The sequence below is a fragment of the bacterium genome (assembly GCA_035691305.1).
In the GTDB taxonomy this organism is placed as follows: domain Bacteria; phylum Sysuimicrobiota; class Sysuimicrobiia; order Sysuimicrobiales; family Segetimicrobiaceae; genus DASSJF01.
This window is the reverse complement of record DASSJF010000027.1, coordinates 39,637-53,910: the sequence shown is the minus strand read 5'-3', so window position 1 is coordinate 53,910 and position 14,274 is coordinate 39,637. Positions and strand designations below refer to the sequence as shown.

14 protein-coding genes and 1 riboswitch are annotated in these 14,274 nt (G+C 69.3%); of the genes, 11 read left to right on the top strand and 3 right to left on the bottom strand.

What is annotated here, in order from left to right; genetic code table 11:
• The first annotated feature begins 15 nt into the window (after positions 1-15).
• Complete coding sequence (locus tag VFL28_04845; GenBank protein HET7263974.1) at positions 16-366, top strand: cupredoxin domain-containing protein; 351 nt, start codon at positions 16-18, stop codon at positions 364-366.
• A gap of 45 nt (positions 367-411) precedes the next feature.
• On the top strand, positions 412-1,581 hold the full coding sequence (locus VFL28_04840; protein HET7263973.1) for a TIGR04053 family radical SAM/SPASM domain-containing protein: 1,170 nt from the start codon (positions 412-414) through the stop codon (positions 1,579-1,581).
• Between the two features lie 27 nt (positions 1,582-1,608).
• Here the strand turns inward: VFL28_04840 and VFL28_04835 are convergent, their stop codons facing one another.
• Positions 1,609-2,355 (bottom strand): SDR family NAD(P)-dependent oxidoreductase, encoded by a 747-nt coding sequence (locus VFL28_04835; protein HET7263972.1) that lies wholly within the window; start codon positions 2,353-2,355, stop codon positions 1,609-1,611.
• 250 nt (positions 2,356-2,605) lie between these two features.
• Between VFL28_04835 and VFL28_04830 the strand changes: the two genes are divergently transcribed.
• The gene (locus VFL28_04830) at positions 2,606-3,817 is read left to right on the top strand and encodes a M20 family metallopeptidase (protein ID HET7263971.1); all 1,212 of its coding nucleotides are present in this window, start codon (positions 2,606-2,608) and stop codon (positions 3,815-3,817) included.
• Positions 3,818-3,830: 13 nt separating this feature from the next.
• Here the strand turns inward: VFL28_04830 and VFL28_04825 are convergent, their stop codons facing one another.
• On the bottom strand, positions 3,831-4,385 hold the full coding sequence (locus VFL28_04825) for a YSC84-related protein (protein HET7263970.1): 555 nt from the start codon (positions 4,383-4,385) through the stop codon (positions 3,831-3,833).
• A 296-nt stretch (positions 4,386-4,681) separates the two neighbouring features.
• On the opposite strand from VFL28_04825, the gene VFL28_04820 reads away from it, so the two are divergent.
• The 8 genes from VFL28_04820 to VFL28_04785 all read left to right on the top strand — a co-directional run bounded on the left by VFL28_04820 (position 4,682) and on the right by VFL28_04785 (position 13,507).
• The gene (locus tag VFL28_04820) at positions 4,682-5,914 is read left to right on the top strand and encodes an ABC transporter substrate-binding protein (protein ID HET7263969.1); all 1,233 of its coding nucleotides are present in this window, start codon (positions 4,682-4,684) and stop codon (positions 5,912-5,914) included.
• A 31-nt stretch (positions 5,915-5,945) separates the two neighbouring features.
• The gene (locus VFL28_04815) at positions 5,946-7,193 is read left to right on the top strand and encodes a prolyl oligopeptidase family serine peptidase (GenBank protein HET7263968.1); all 1,248 of its coding nucleotides are present in this window, start codon (positions 5,946-5,948) and stop codon (positions 7,191-7,193) included.
• Positions 7,186-9,177, top strand: a complete 1,992-nt coding sequence (locus VFL28_04810) for a molybdopterin-dependent oxidoreductase (GenBank protein HET7263967.1) — start codon at positions 7,186-7,188, stop codon at positions 9,175-9,177. The genes VFL28_04815 and VFL28_04810 overlap by 8 nt, the downstream gene beginning before the upstream one ends.
• Positions 9,140-9,688: an NAD(P)H-dependent oxidoreductase subunit E gene (locus VFL28_04805; protein HET7263966.1), complete on the top strand. Its 549-nt coding sequence runs from the start codon at positions 9,140-9,142 to the stop codon at positions 9,686-9,688. The genes VFL28_04810 and VFL28_04805 overlap by 38 nt, the downstream gene beginning before the upstream one ends.
• Positions 9,681-10,907 (top strand): NADH-ubiquinone oxidoreductase-F iron-sulfur binding region domain-containing protein, encoded by a 1,227-nt coding sequence (locus tag VFL28_04800; protein HET7263965.1) that lies wholly within the window; start codon positions 9,681-9,683, stop codon positions 10,905-10,907. Before VFL28_04805 ends, VFL28_04800 begins: the two co-directional genes overlap by 8 nt.
• Complete coding sequence (locus VFL28_04795; GenBank protein ID HET7263964.1) at positions 10,904-11,746, top strand: 2Fe-2S iron-sulfur cluster-binding protein; 843 nt, start codon at positions 10,904-10,906, stop codon at positions 11,744-11,746. Before VFL28_04800 ends, VFL28_04795 begins: the two co-directional genes overlap by 4 nt.
• A gap of 112 nt (positions 11,747-11,858) precedes the next feature.
• Positions 11,859-12,482: a DUF4389 domain-containing protein gene (locus tag VFL28_04790; protein HET7263963.1), complete on the top strand. Its 624-nt coding sequence runs from the start codon at positions 11,859-11,861 to the stop codon at positions 12,480-12,482.
• Between the two features lie 257 nt (positions 12,483-12,739).
• A riboswitch (cyclic di-GMP riboswitch) is annotated at positions 12,740-12,815 on the top strand.
• A gap of 29 nt (positions 12,816-12,844) precedes the next feature.
• Positions 12,845-13,507 (top strand): hypothetical protein, encoded by a 663-nt coding sequence (locus VFL28_04785; GenBank protein ID HET7263962.1) that lies wholly within the window; start codon positions 12,845-12,847, stop codon positions 13,505-13,507.
• 116 nt (positions 13,508-13,623) lie between these two features.
• Here the strand turns inward: VFL28_04785 and VFL28_04780 are convergent, their stop codons facing one another.
• Positions 13,624-14,040: a CAP domain-containing protein gene (locus VFL28_04780; GenBank protein HET7263961.1), complete on the bottom strand. Its 417-nt coding sequence runs from the start codon at positions 14,038-14,040 to the stop codon at positions 13,624-13,626.
• Positions 14,041-14,274: the final 234 nt, after the last annotated feature.

The following is a 14,274-nucleotide window of genomic DNA, read 5'->3' as shown; positions in this document are numbered from 1 at the left end:
CGCAGGGTGAGGCAGATGTTGACGGCAGCAATCGTTGTCGGGGCGCTCGCCGCCGTCGGAGCGGCCTCCGCCGCTCAAGTGACGACGATCAAGATCGCCCAGAAGGAGTTTGCGTTCACGCCGAAGACCGTCACCGTGGCGGCGGGTCCGGCGCGGTTCGTCCTGACGAACTCCGGCACGATCGAGCACGACTTCATGATCGACGCCCTCGGCGTGAACAGCGGGTTGATCAAGCCCGGCGCGACGGTCACGATCCCGCCGGCCGGTAAGTCCCCGCTCGTGCTGAAGAAAGGTACCTATCAGGGCTACTGCATGGTTCCCGGCCACAAAGAGCTGGGGATGGTCATCACGATCGATGTCAAGTGAATCCGAATGATGCGGCGACGCCGGATCCCGTGGTAGCGTAGGGCCGTGCACCCCACCGTCCGCCGTCCGGCGATCGACGTCGCGCAGCGTCCGTTCATGGTGATCTGGGAGACGACCCGGGCGTGCGACCTGGCCTGCCAGCACTGCCGTGCGGAGGCGGCGCCGCTGCCGCACCGGGACCAGCTCACCACCGTCGAAGCGAGGGCCCTCATCGACCAGGTGGCGGCCTTCGGCGCGCCGCCGCCGCTGTTCATCCTGACAGGCGGCGATCCGATCAAACGCCCGGATCTGCTGAGCCTCATCGAATACGCGACCGCGCGACGGCTGCCGGTCGGCTTCTCGCCCTCGGCGACGCCGCTGCTCACAAGCCAGGTGATCGCGGACGTGCGGGCGGCCGGGGCGGTGGCCATGTCGCTCAGCCTGGACGGCGACACGCGCGCGACCCACGACGCCTTTCGCGGCGTGTCGGGCGTCTTCGAGCGCACACTCGACGCCTGGGATGGCGCGCTTCGGTACGGACTCAAGGTGCAGATCAACACGACGGTGACCGGTACGAACGTCATGGCGCTGCCGGGCCTCGCGCGGCTCGTGCGCGAGCGCGGCGCGATGTCGTGGAGCGTTTTCTTCCTGGTGCAGGTCGGACGGGGGCAGTGGCACCCGCAGATTACGTCGGCGGAGTGCGAGGACGTGCTGGAGTTCCTCTACGACGTGGGCGAAGCGATGCCGGTGAAGACGACGGAAGGACACCATTTCAAGCGCGTCGTCGTCCAGCGGGCGATCCTCGAGCGGCGCGGCCTCCTCCCAGAGTCGGCGCTGACGTTTGGGCCGCTGTACCATGCGCTGCGGACCACCCTCGGGCCGTGGCCGGCCGGCTCCGGGCGGCGGCGCACGCCGATGGACGTGAACGCGGGCCGCGGCTTCGTCTTTGTGTCGCATACCGGCAGCGTGCACGCGAGCGGGTTTCTGCCGCTGCCCGCGGGCAACATTCGCCGGCGGCCGTTGGGAGAGATCTACCGCGAGAGTCCGCTGCTGCGGGCGCTCCGCGACCCCGCCTCGTGGCACGGCCGGTGCGCGCATTGCGAGTTCCGCGAGCTCTGCGGCGGATCGCGATCGCGCGCCTTCGCCGCGACCGGCGATCCGACCGGCGACGATCCCCTGTGCGCCTACGAGCCGGGCAGCTTTCCGTTCACGGACGACCTGGCGTCGCTCCAGTAGGCGCCCCGCGCCGGTAGGGTCCGCGCCTCAGTAGGTCGCCCGGCCCCCGGAGATATCGAAGACCGCGCCCGTCGAAAACGAGCAGTCCTCGGAGGCCAGCCACGCGACGAGCGCGGCCACCTCATCGACCGTGCCGAAACGGCCCATCGGAATCTTGGACCGCATGAACTCGATGTGCTCGCGCGTCATCTGCGCGAAGATGTCGGTCTCCACCGCGGCCGGCGTTACGCAGTTGACGAGGACGCCGGTGCCGGCGAGCTCCTTGCCGAGCGACTTGGTGAGCGCGATCACGCCGGCCTTCGCGCTGCTGTACGCGGACGCGTTCGGGTTGCCTTCCTTGCCGGCGATCGAGGCGATGTTGACGACGCGCCCGTACTTACGCTCCACCATCGAAGGGACGAGCGCCCGGCAGCACAGGAAGACGCCGGTGAGGTCGATGGCGAGAACGCGCTGCCACGCATCGGGCGGATACTCCCAGGTCTTCGCGTTCGGTCCCGCGATACCGGCGTTGTTGACGAGTACGTCTACCCCGCCGCGGCGGCGGAGCGTTGCGCGCGCCGCCGCCGCGACCGACGACGCGTCCGCGACGTCGACCGCCAGCGCATCGACGCGGTCGGCTTCCCGCAGCTGCGCGACGGCGCGCTCGGCCTGCGCTCCGTCGACGTCCCAGATCGAGACCGTCGCCCCCGCCCCGGCGAGGCGTTTCGCAATCGCCAATCCGATGCCGCGCGCCGCACCGGTGACGACGGCGTGCCGGCCGTTCAAGGTGCTCATGTCGGCCTCCCCGCAGCCGCGGTAAGCGCCACCGCCCCTTCGGCCTCGGGCGAGCGCGCCGCGGCCTCGATAAATTCCACCGCGTGGAGCAGCGTGTCGCGGTGCACACACTGAAGGAACCGTTGTTCGACACAGTCAATGAAACATCGGAGAGCTTCACGCTGTCAAATGCACCGTGTTGTCCTCGCCGTGCCTGAGCGTCGCGCCGTCGACGGCGGCGGACTGTAAGAGGGGAGGAGATGAGGGCCGGATGAGCCGCGGGCGCACGGGGTGGGAAGCGGTCGACGCCGCGATTTCGGCCGGCGAGATCGTCGAGCTGACGCGCCGTATGGTCGCGGTGCCGAGCTACCGCGGCGACGAGGGCTGGGAATCCGGCGTGGCGCGGGTGCTCGAGGACTTTCTACGCCTGGAAGGCATCTCCGCGACACGCCGGCCGGTGATGGACGGCCGCGAGAACCTGATCGCGACGCTTCCCGGCCGGGCCGCGGGCCGGCCGCTGCTCATGCTGAACGGCCACATGGACACGGTTCCGCCGTCGGGGTCGATGCGGTATCCGCCGTTTGCCGCGGAGATCCACGACGGGAAACTGTGGGGACGCGGCGCGGTCGATATGAAGGGCGCGGTTGCGGCGATGACGGTTGCGTTCGCGGCGCTGCGGCGGGCGGGCGTCCGGCCGCCGCGGGCGGTGACGCTCGCCGCGGTAGTCGCCGAAGAGAACGGCAACCTCGGCACGGCCGCGCTCGGACGCGACGGCCCGCCCGCGGACCTGGCGATCGTCGGCGAGCCGAGCGGTCTTGCCGTCATTCCCGCGCACCGCGGTGTGTACCGGTGCGACGTGGTGGTGCGCGGCCGCGCGGCGCACGGCAGCACTCCCGAACTCGGCCTCAACGCGATCGTGCGGGCGGCGCGGCTGATCACGGCCCTCGACGAACGGCTGCCGGAGTTGTGGAAAGGGCAGCGGCACGCCGTGCTCGGCGGGCCGAGCGTCAACATCGGCACGATCCGCGGCGGGATTGCGACGAACGTCGTGCCCGACGAGTGCCGGTTCAACTTTGCGAAGCGTTACGTGCCGGGAGATTCGCCGGAGCGAATTCGGGCCGATTTGGACGCCGTCATCGGCGCGAGCATCGGCGCAGGGCAGGCGGAGGTCGTGCCCGACCCGGCCTTCGACGCCGTACCGCGTCCGCCGCTCGATTTGCCCGCGGATCACCCGCTCAACCGCACGCTCCGCGAGTCAATCGAAGCGATCACGGGACGCTCCGCGGCGGTCGGGCGGTTCCAGGCGTTCACGGACGCGGCGGTGCTCCAGGCCGCGGGCACGCCGTCGGTGGTCTTCGGGCCCGGCGACCTCGCGCTCGCGCACGCCGACGAGGAGCACGTCCCGCTCGACGCGCTCCACGCCGCGGCGCGCATCTACGCGCACACGGCGCTTGGTCTCTGCGAGGCCGCGGAGGGAGGCTGAGGCCCGGCGCGGGCTAGCGTTTGATCCGGCTGATCTTGGCGCCCTGGAGCGAGACGTCGAACATCAGGCCCTTTTGACCGACGACGAATGCGACGATTGGCTGGTTGATCTGCATCGTGCTGAGGTCGGCGCCCACGCCGACGTTGATGAGCGTCACCGCGCCGTCCACGCCGACTTGCCAGCCCGAAGAGCTCTCGAAGTGCCGGAGGGCCGCACCGTCGCGGAACACGAGGATCAGGTCCTTCTTCTGAATGCCGATGGAGGCCCCCCACGAGCCGCCGGTGATGCTGTAGTAGCCGAACGTCCGGGGTCCTTCGCGTAGCGCTCCCTCGCCGTACTGCCCGCCGATCACGAAGGCAACCTTGACCACGTTGGGAATCACCAGCACGGCCTTGGACCGCGCCACGAATTCGCGGCTGCCCTTCACCTCCGAATAGAACCGGCCGAGCGCCGAGTCGACGCTGGCGTTGATTTCGGCCGCCGTCCTTGCCGACGAGACCGGGGGCATGACGAGCGTGCCGAGCAGCAGCAGCGAAAGGACGACCAGGACGATCCCGCGTGAACGCATACTCTCAGCCTCCTCCAAGCCGGAGGGCGCTCCGGCCGCGGATCACGTACCTGCCGTTAGCTGACCCGCGCTGGTTATTTGTACCCGGAAAGGACGATTAGACTGCATTTCGCAGCCGGGCCACCCCGGCACCTGCCCCGTCTGTGCGGGACCTCCGCCGCATTCGCGGCTCCTGCCCCGTCTGTGCGGGACCTCCGCCGCATTCGCGGCTCCTGCAGGAATTGGCGGCGGCGGTGGCAACCTATCTTCACGACGTAGGCGCCTGCCGCGCCGGAGCACGCGAAGGGGGGCCTCAGATGAAACGCTGGCTGCTCGCGCTCTTCGTGACCGGAGTGACCGCCGCGCTCGCCGGCGGCGGTGTCACGCTCGCCGCGCCGGGACCGATCAAGGTCGGGCTCGTGACCGCCGAATCCGGCGTCTTCGCGCCCAACGGCCGCGACATGATCAACGGCTTCGAACTGGCCCTCAAGGAGGCGGGGAACAAGGCTGCCGGCCGGTCGATCGAGCTGATCGTCGAGGACGACCAGGGGCTGCCCGGTCCGTCACTCACGAAGGCGCGCAAACTCGTTGAGCTCGACAACGTGGATGTGATCACGGGACCGCTCGCCGCGAGCTCCGGCTACGTGCTGCGCGACTACGTCGACGAGCAGAAAATTCCGGCGTTGTTCCCGGTCGTGTCGTCCGACGACCTGACGCAGCGGAAGACTTCGCCTTGGGTCGTCCGCACCGGGTGGACGAGCAGCCAGCCGAACCACCCGTTCGGCGAGTACGCCGCCAAGACGCTGCACTACAAGCGCATCGCGACGATCGCCTACGATTTCGCGTTTGGCTGGGAGACGGTGGAAGGCTTCCAGGACACGTTCGAACAGAACGGCGGCCGCGTCGTCACGCACCTGTGGCCGCCCATCGGCGCGCCCGACTACAGCCCGTACCTCGGCCGGATCCAGAATGTGGACGCGGTGTACGCGACCTTCAGCGGTAACGACGCGCTGCGGTTCCTGCAGCAGTACCGCGCGTTCGGCCTGATGGGCCGCATCCCGCTGATCGGCAACGGCACGCTGACCGACGAGCACATTCTCTTCCAGGAGAACGATCTGGCGAAGGGGATCATCACGCCGCTGCACTACAGCGCGGCGCTCAACACGGAGCAGAACCGCGCGTTCGTGCGCGCCTACGTCCGCGCCTACAACCGCGTGCCGTCGTACTACTCGGAAGCCTGCTACACCGGGATGCAGGTGATTCTGAAGGCGCTCGCCGCGATCGGGGGCAGGATCGAAGATCGCGCGGCGTTCGTGGCCGCGATGCGGAAGGTGGCGCTGCCAGACGCGCCGCGCGGACCGCTGCGTTTCGACGCGTACGGCGCGCCGATCCAGAACGTGTATATCCGCCGGGTGGACATCAACAACGGCGAGCCGCAGAACACCGTGATCTTCACGTATCCCAACGTCTCGCAGTTCTGGACGTACAATCCGACGGAATACTTGAAGAAGCCGGTGTACACGCGGGACTTCCCGCCCGCCCATCCGTAGCGATGGCGTACCCGTAGGGCCGGCGCCGTCGATGGGCCGGGAGGAGGCCGCGCGGGACCCGGCGTTCATGTACTTCCCGGGCCACTACCGGTGGTCGCACGGGATGCTGCACGCACTCGGCTCGGCGCCGTGGGGCGGGGCCGAACTCGACGAGGTGCACCGGACCGGCCTGCGCCTCTGCGGCCGTGCCGGCGACGACGGCGCCTGGTTCGAGGAGTGGACCCGCACCGCGGAGGCGGTGGAACGGGCCGGTCGGGAACGCGTAAGGCGCGGTCACGAGGCCGGCGCCGCGGCCGATCTCTTTCGGGCCGCGCACTACTACCATATCGGCGAACGTTTTCTCCAGCCCAAGACCGCCGCGGGACTCGCAGTCTATCGCCGGGGCGTGGACTGCTTTCGCGATGCCGCCGCGATGGCGCGGCGGCCGCGGATCGAGCCGGTCGAGGTGCCGTACGAGGGGACGACGCTGCCCGCGCTTTTCGTCCACGCGGCCCCACGCGGTGCGGGTGTGATGCGGTCGCCCGCGATGGTGTTCTTCGACGGGTTCGACATCACCAAGGAAATTCAGTACTTCAAAGGCATCTCCGATCTCGCCGGGCGCGGCATCGCCTGCTTGATCGTCGACGGCCCCGGCAACGGCGAGACGATCCGGTTCCGCCATCTTCCGCTGCACCACGAAACCGAACGCTACGCGACTCCGGCCTACGAGTACCTCGCGGGCCGCGAGGAAATCGACCCGGCGCGCGTCGGGGTCATGGCGATCAGTCTCGGCGGCTACTATGCGCCGCGCGCGGCGGCCTTCGAGCCGCGCTTCGCGGCGTGTATCGCCTGGGGCGCGCAGTGGGACTACCACGCCGTGTGGAAGGAGCGCCTCGAGCGGCTGGAGCGGGGCGACGCCCCGCCGCTGTCCGTTCCGTGGGAGCATCTGTTGTGGATCTTCGGCGTGCGGACGCCGGAACAGGCGCTCGCGCGCCTCGAGCCGTTCCGCCTCGAGGGCGTGGCGCAGAAGATCGCGTGCCCTTTTCTACTGCTGCACGGCGAGGGCGATTCGCAGATCCCGCTCGCCACGGCCCGGCGGTGCTTCGACGCGATCGGCTCCCGGCGGAAAACGTTCAGGGTGTTCACGCGGGAGGAGGGCGGCTACCACCACTGCCAGGTCGACAACACGAGCATCGCCGTCGCCTGCATGTGGGACTGGCTCGAGGACGTGTTCGGCGTGCCGCCGAACCGTCGCGCAGAGACCGTTTTCCCGGCGGGAGGAGGCCGTTTCAATGAGTAAGCGGGGCTATGCGCGTCCCCTGGCGCGGCTGGAATATCCGCTCGTCCGCGGGTCCCGCGGGCTGGAGCGGGTGAGCTGGGACGAGGCGCTGGCGCTCATCGCGCGGCGCTTCGGGGAGATCCGCGGCGCCGCGGGACCCGACGCCTTCTGCTGCTTCAGCTGCTCCAAGGCGTCGAACGAACTGAACTTCGCCGCGCAGAAATTCATGCGCACGGTGATCGGCACCAACAACATCGACAGCTGCAACCGCACCTGACACGCTCCCAGCGTCTCCGGTCTGGAGACGGTCTACGGCGCGGGCGGCGGGACGACGTCCTACGAAGAGATGGAGCATACGGACCTTCTGTTCCTGTGGGGCGCCAATCCGCGGGAGACGCATCCCATCATGTTCCACCACATGCTGCGGGGCTTACGCAACGGGGCACGGCTCGTCGTCGTCGATCCGCGGCGCACACCGACGGCGCAGCTCGCGCACCTTCATCTGCAGCTGCGGGTGGGCGCCGACATCGCGCTCGCCAACGCCATGGGGCACGTGATCCTCGACGCGGGGCTGGAGCACCGGGAATTCACCGAACAGGCGACGAGCGGGCTCGACGCGTACCGCCGGCACGCGGCGGCCTATACGCCGGAGTTCGCCGAGCGGGTGAGCGGCGTACCGGCGACGGCGATCCGCGACGCGGCGCGGATGTACGCGGCGGCCCGGCGGGCGATCATCTGCTGGACGCTGGGGATCACCGAGCACCACAACGCGACGGACGGAGTCTATGCGCTCTGCAATCTGGCCAACCTCACCGGCCACGTCGGCCGGTACGGTTCCGGCCTCGATCCCCTGCGCGGCCAGAACAACGTGCAGGGCGGGGGCGACATGGGCGCGATCCCCAACCGTCTGCCGGGCGGCGCGGACGTCGAGGATCCGGCGCAGCGAGCGCCCTACGAAACCGCCTGGGGTGTGGCGCTGCCGTCGAAGCGCGGACGGCATCAGAGCCTGATGTTCGAGGGCATGGAGCGGGGTGAGATCCGCGCGGCGTACATCATCGGCGAGAACCCGCTCATGTCCGAGGCGAACCAAGCCCGCTGCCGCGCACTGATGGAAGGGCTGGAGTTCGTCGTCTTACAAGATATCGCCCTCAACCAGACGGCCGAGATCGCCGACGTCGTCCTGCCGTCGGCCCTGTCGTGGTGCGAGTGCGACGGGACGGTGACGAGTTCCGAGCGGCGGGTGCAGCTCATGCGCAAGGCGCTAGACCCGCCCGGCGAGGCGCGTGACGACATCTTCATTCTTCAAGACTTGGCTCGCCGCATGGGCCACGAGTGGGGCTACACTTGCGCCGAGGACGTGTGGAACGAAGTGCGGCGTCTGTCCCCGCGGCACCGCGGGATGTCGTATCGGAGGCTCGCCGAGTGCGGGGGCCTGCAGTGGCCGTGTCCCGACGAGGCGCATCCCGGCAGCGCGTTCCTGCACGACCGCCTCTGGCGGCGGCCGGTCGAGGGCCCGCGGGCGCCGTTCATGCCGGTTGAGTGGGCGCCGCCGGTGGAGCCGCCCGACGAAACCTATCCGTTCACGCTGACGACGGGACGGCGGCTCGAGTTCTTCAACACGGGCACGCAGTCGCGCGGCTACGCGGCGCCCCGGCCGCAGATGGAATTTGTGCACATGTGGCCTGCGGACGCGCGGCGGCTCGCCATCGAAGAAGGCGACCTCGTCCGCGTGCGGTCCCGGCGCGCGGCGCTGTTGGCGCCGGCGACGCTCGACGCGACGCTGGCGCCGGGACTCTGCTTCATGACGCTGCACCACCCGGAGCTCGTGCCGACAAATCTGCTGACGATCGACGCCTGGGACCCGAAGTCGGGTACGGCCGAGTTCAAGGCGACGGCGGTCGCCGTTGAGCGCGTGGCGCCGCGCGGCACGTGGAGCCAGGAACAGGTGGGACAGGAGGCGGCCGCTCATGCCGATCGAGCCCAACCCGGCGTTCTCGGCCTCTGACCGCGAGGCGGCGGCGGTCGAGCGCGCGCTCGCCGCGCTCGGCGCAGAACCGCGGCGTTCGGATATGCTGCCGCTGCTCCAGGCGCTTCAGGAAGATCTGGGATGGCTCCCGACGGGCGCGCTCCGCCACCTCGCGGAGCGGATGCATCTTCCGTTCCCGGACGTGTGGGGGGTCGCCACGTTCTATGCCCTGTTCCGCTTCGAGCCGCCCCGCGGCGTTGTCGTCCACGTCTGCGACGACGTGCCGTGCCGCCTCCGCGGAGCGGGGTCGCTCGTTCAGGCTCTGGAGGCGCGCTACGGTGCGCCTCGGCGCTTCACCGGCGGGGCCCACGGGAGCGCGGGGCAGAACGCGGCGGCCGGCGGGCGGGCTACGCCGGTCGACTGGGAAACCGTGCCGTGCCTCGGTCAGTGCGATCACGCGCCGGTTGCCGCCGTCGCCGGCCGTCTGCAGAGAAAGGCCACCCCGGAGCGCGTCATCGCCTCCGCGGCGGAGTCCGCGGGCCGTGCCTGAGACCAGGCGGCTTCTCGCACGGGTCGGTCGCGCCGACCCGCTGAGCCTGGACGACTATCGTCGGGCCGACGGCTGCAGGGCTCTACGTCTGGCCGTCGAGCGCGGCGCGGAGTGGGTGCTCTCCGAATTGGACGCCTCGCGTCTTGTGGGCCGCGGCGGCGCCGCCTTCCCGGCCGGGCGGAAGTGGCGCGCCGTGGCGGGCGCGTCCGGACGGCGGCGCGTCGTGTGCAACGCGGACGAGAGCGAGCCCGGTACGTTCAAGGACCGGGTGCTGCTGGAGGAGGACCCCTTCGCGGTCATCGAGGCGATGGCGATTGCCGGGCTGACCGTCGGGTCGGAGGACGGCCTGGTCTACGTTCGCGGAGAGTACCGCCTGGCGGCGGACCGGCTGGGGCAGGCGATCAAGACCGCCGAGGACGCGGGGCTGCTCGGCGAGGACGCGGCCGGCTCAGGCCGGGCCTTTCGCATTCGCGTCTTCCGCGGAGCCGGCGCCTACGTTTGCGGTGAGGAGACGGCGCTTTTCAACTCGGTCGAAGGGCGGCGCGGCGAGCCCCGCAACAAGCCGCCCTTCCCTACGGAGGCCGGACTCTTCGGCGACCCGACACTGGTCAACAACGTGGAGACGCTCTGCAACGTGCCTCTGTTGCTGCGGGAGGGCGCGGCGGGCTTTCGTCGGTACGGGACCGACAGGTCGAGCGGGACGAAGCTTTTCTGCCTCAGCGGGCACGTCGAACGCCCCGGACTGTACGAAGTCCCGTTCGGCACGACGCTTCGCGAGCTGCTGGCCCTCGCCGGCGGCGTATGGCGCGGGCGGCGCCTCCAGGCCGTCCTGTGCGGCGGGGCGGCCGGCACGTTCTTCGGGCCGGACCGGCTCGACGTGCCGCTCACCTTCGAGGACCTGCGCGCGGCCGGCGGCACCGTCGGCTCCGGCGCCGTGATCGTGCTCGACGAAACGGCCTCGCTCTGGGACAGCGTGCTGCGCGTGGCGCGCTTTTTTCAGGAAGAGTCGTGCGGCCAGTGCGTTCCCTGCCGCGTGGGCACGCAGCGTCAGCTCGAGATCGTGCAGCGCCTGGCCTCCGGGCAGGGCAGACCGGGGGACGCCGCGCTGCTTCGCGACATCAGCGCGGCCATGACGGACGCTTCCATCTGCGGGCTGGGACAGACGGCGTCGGGCGCGGTGCTGAGCGCGCTCGCGCTTGTCCCGGGGCCCCCGGCATGAGCGTGCTCCTCGAGATCGACGGCCGTCCGGTCGAATCTGAGGAGGGGATGACCGTTCTCGACGCGCTGCGGCGGGCCGGCCTCGATGCCCCCACCCTGTGCCACCATCCGAACCTGACCCCGGTCAACGTCTGCCGGGTGTGCGTCGTGGAGCTCGAGGGCAGCCGCGTTCTCATCCCGTCCTGTTCCCGCCGCGTCGAGCCGGGCATGAAAGTGCGCACCGCAACCGAGCGGGTGCGGCGGGCGCGGCGTGTCGTGCTGGAACTGCTGGCCTCATCGGTGGACGTATCGACGGCGTCCGGCCTGCGGGCCTATCTCGCGGAGTACGGCGCAGACCCCGGACGGTTCGGAGAGGGTGTGCGCCGGGTCCGGGAGCCGCTGCGCGACGACAACGACCTGTACGTGCGGGAGTACGAGAAGTGCATCCTCTGCTACAAGTGCGTGGAAGCCTGCGGCGAGGACGCGCAGTTCACGTTCGCGCTCTCGGTCGCCGGTCGAGGGTTCGAGGCGCGCATCGATACCGGCGCGGACACCGCGCTCCTCGACTCCCGCTGCGTCTTCTGCGGCAACTGCGTCGCCGTCTGCCCGACCGGCGCATTGATGCCGCTCATCGAGCACCGCATGCGGCGAAGGGGCGAGTGGGACGAGTCGCGGCAGCACGCGGCGCAGACGATCTGCCCGTACTGCGGCGTTGGGTGCGCGGTCACGCTCCAAGTGCAGGACAATCGCATCGTCGGGGTCACTTCGCCGGCGGACCACGGCGTGACGCGGGGCAACCTCTGCGTCAAGGGTCGATTTGGCTTCACTTACGTCCGGCCGGACCTCCCGGAGCGACGCTGAGCGGTCCGGGCTACGGCAGCCCGCTATATCGAACACGCGATCGCGGCGGCGGCCGGACGGTCCGCTGGATGATACAGTGGTGGCGAATGTGTCGAGCACAAGGGGGATCCCGATGCCGGCCGTGCCCGAGCCGTTTCCCGCCACGCTGGACGTCGACTACCCGGACCGAGAACTGAACCGGCTCACCACCGCGTTCCGGCTGTTCACCGTCATCCCGATCGCCATTGTCTTGGCTCTCATCAGCGGGCCCGAGCAGGATAAATCACATCACATCGTACCGTTCGTCGCCGGCGGGATCGTGTTCGCCCCCACGGCGCTGCTGCTCGTGTTCGCCCGTCGGTATCCGCGGTGGTGGTTCGAGTGGAATATTGCGTTGACGAGATTCAGCGCCCGTGTCGGTGCCTACATGGCGCTTCTGCGGGACGAGTATCCGTCGGTCGAGGAGGAGCAGGCCGTCCACATCGCGATCCCGTACCCGGACGCGGCGGGCGGCCTCAACCGGTGGCTGCCGCTCGTGAAATGGTTCCTCGCCATCCCGCACTACATCGTGCTGGTCTTCGTCGGGATCGCGGCCGTGATTTGCGTCGTGATCGCCTGGTTTGCCGTCTTGTTCACGGGGCGATATCCGCGGTCGCTCTTCAACTTCGTCGTGGGCGTGTTCCGCTGGATCCTGCGGGTGGGGGCGTACGCGTTCTTGCTGACGACCGACCGCTATCCGCCGTTCGGCCTGTCGTGAGCGGTGGTCGGGACCGCCTTCGCCTGCACGGTGGACCGGCTCGAAGACGCAATCAAGGTCGCCACGGAAGCCCCCGATTGTGAAGGTACGACGCCAGGAACCGGTGGTGGACCAACCCACTACCCAGGAACCAGGTCGGGTCTTGACCCGATCCGCGACACATACTCCGCCCGATTGAGGTGACAGTCCGGGTACGAGATGTTTAAGGCGGAAAGACGTCATGCGCGGGAGGTTGGTCTGGGGAGTTAGACGGTCCCTCGCCGACAGAGCAAACTCAGGGCGACCTGGGGACGCAAAGTCAACGGCACCCATGTGGTGGGCCGGGCTGCCGAAACGAGGCAGGCTAAGGTGGAGGGGGACCCATGAGGTGGGTAATCACCGGTGCAGTCATTGTGGCGCTTGCGGCATGGGGCGGATTCGCAGGCGTTGCGCAGGCTGAGATCGCCGGGCCTGCCATTCAGACGCAAGGCTCGCTCACCGGAGTCAACGTCGACTCGAGCACCTTCGCAGTTCTCGGACCCGCTGGTACGCAAGAATTCCACGCGACCACTCAGACAGTTTTCTACGCCGGCACCGAGCGGATTGATTTCGGCCGTCTGCCGGAGTTCATCGGCGTCGGAGCGCTTGTGTGGTCTGCGCCGGTTGAATCCGAGCAGATTGCCGGCATCGTGACGCTGCTGGTGTATCCGGTAAGAGGAACCGTAGCTCCGGGCTTCAGCGTCGGGGGCGTTGACAAGGGCGACTACACCATTGGTGGCGGCGGCGGTGGTGGTGGGGCTGGCGGCGATGACGCCGGCGGCGGTGGTGGTGGCGGCGGTGGCGGTGGCGGTGGTGGCGGCGGTGGCGGTGGTGGCGGCGGTGGCGGTGGCGGTGGCTACGATCACGGCAACGGCCAGGGCGCCGGCAAGGGCCACGGTAGCGGTGAGCAGGGCGACAAGGGCTGGGGCCACGGCGAAGGCGGTAACGGTGGCAACGGCAACGGTGGCGACAACGGCAACGGTGGCGAGCACGGTCACGGTCGTTGAGGCCGCGGCGGCGTAACAGCGCCGCCGGTTGCGAACATGCGGGCACCCGGGATCACTCCGGGTGCCTTTATCATTCTCTCGAATCACGGCCCCGCGGATGTCGGTCCGGCCATGCTTCAATCCGTAAAATCTTCCGTAGCGATCAGCAACCGTCCGGCCGTCGCAACTCCGACGCCTACTCGTCGAAAGGCGGGATCCAGGATGTTCTTCAGGTGTCCTTCGCTGTGGATAAACGCGGCGTGAATGCGCACGGGGTCCACGGCCGTCGCGACATTTTCGCCTGTCAGGGTGCCGCGCGACACCACGCGGGACATCCGGGTGAAAAACGACTCCCCGTCCGTCGAGCCGTGGCCGATGTATCCCTTGAGGGCCATGTCGCGCGAATGCCCTCGCGCCACGCCGCGGAGAACCCCGTTCATGGAGAGCGGCGCGAGACCGTGCTCGCTTCGGACCGCGTTCAACATCGCGAGTAGATCCTCCTCGGCCGCGGGAACGAATGCGCTGTCCTGAGCTCCCGTGCCGAGCGGCGTCACAGCGGTTCCGTCCTGCGGGCGAGTTTGCGGGTATGCCGGCACCGGTCGTGCCGGCCCGAAGCCCACCGCCGCGAAAGCGGCCGCGACGATGACTACGCGCGAGACCGATACAGAGCCCCGAAACACGGCACGGCATATTCCGCACGAGCCGCGACTTCCCCTCGCGGCCCAGAGCGTAGCATTCCGTAACGTGATCCCATCGTCCGTCCTCTAACCGGCTCCCGTCGGCGAGGA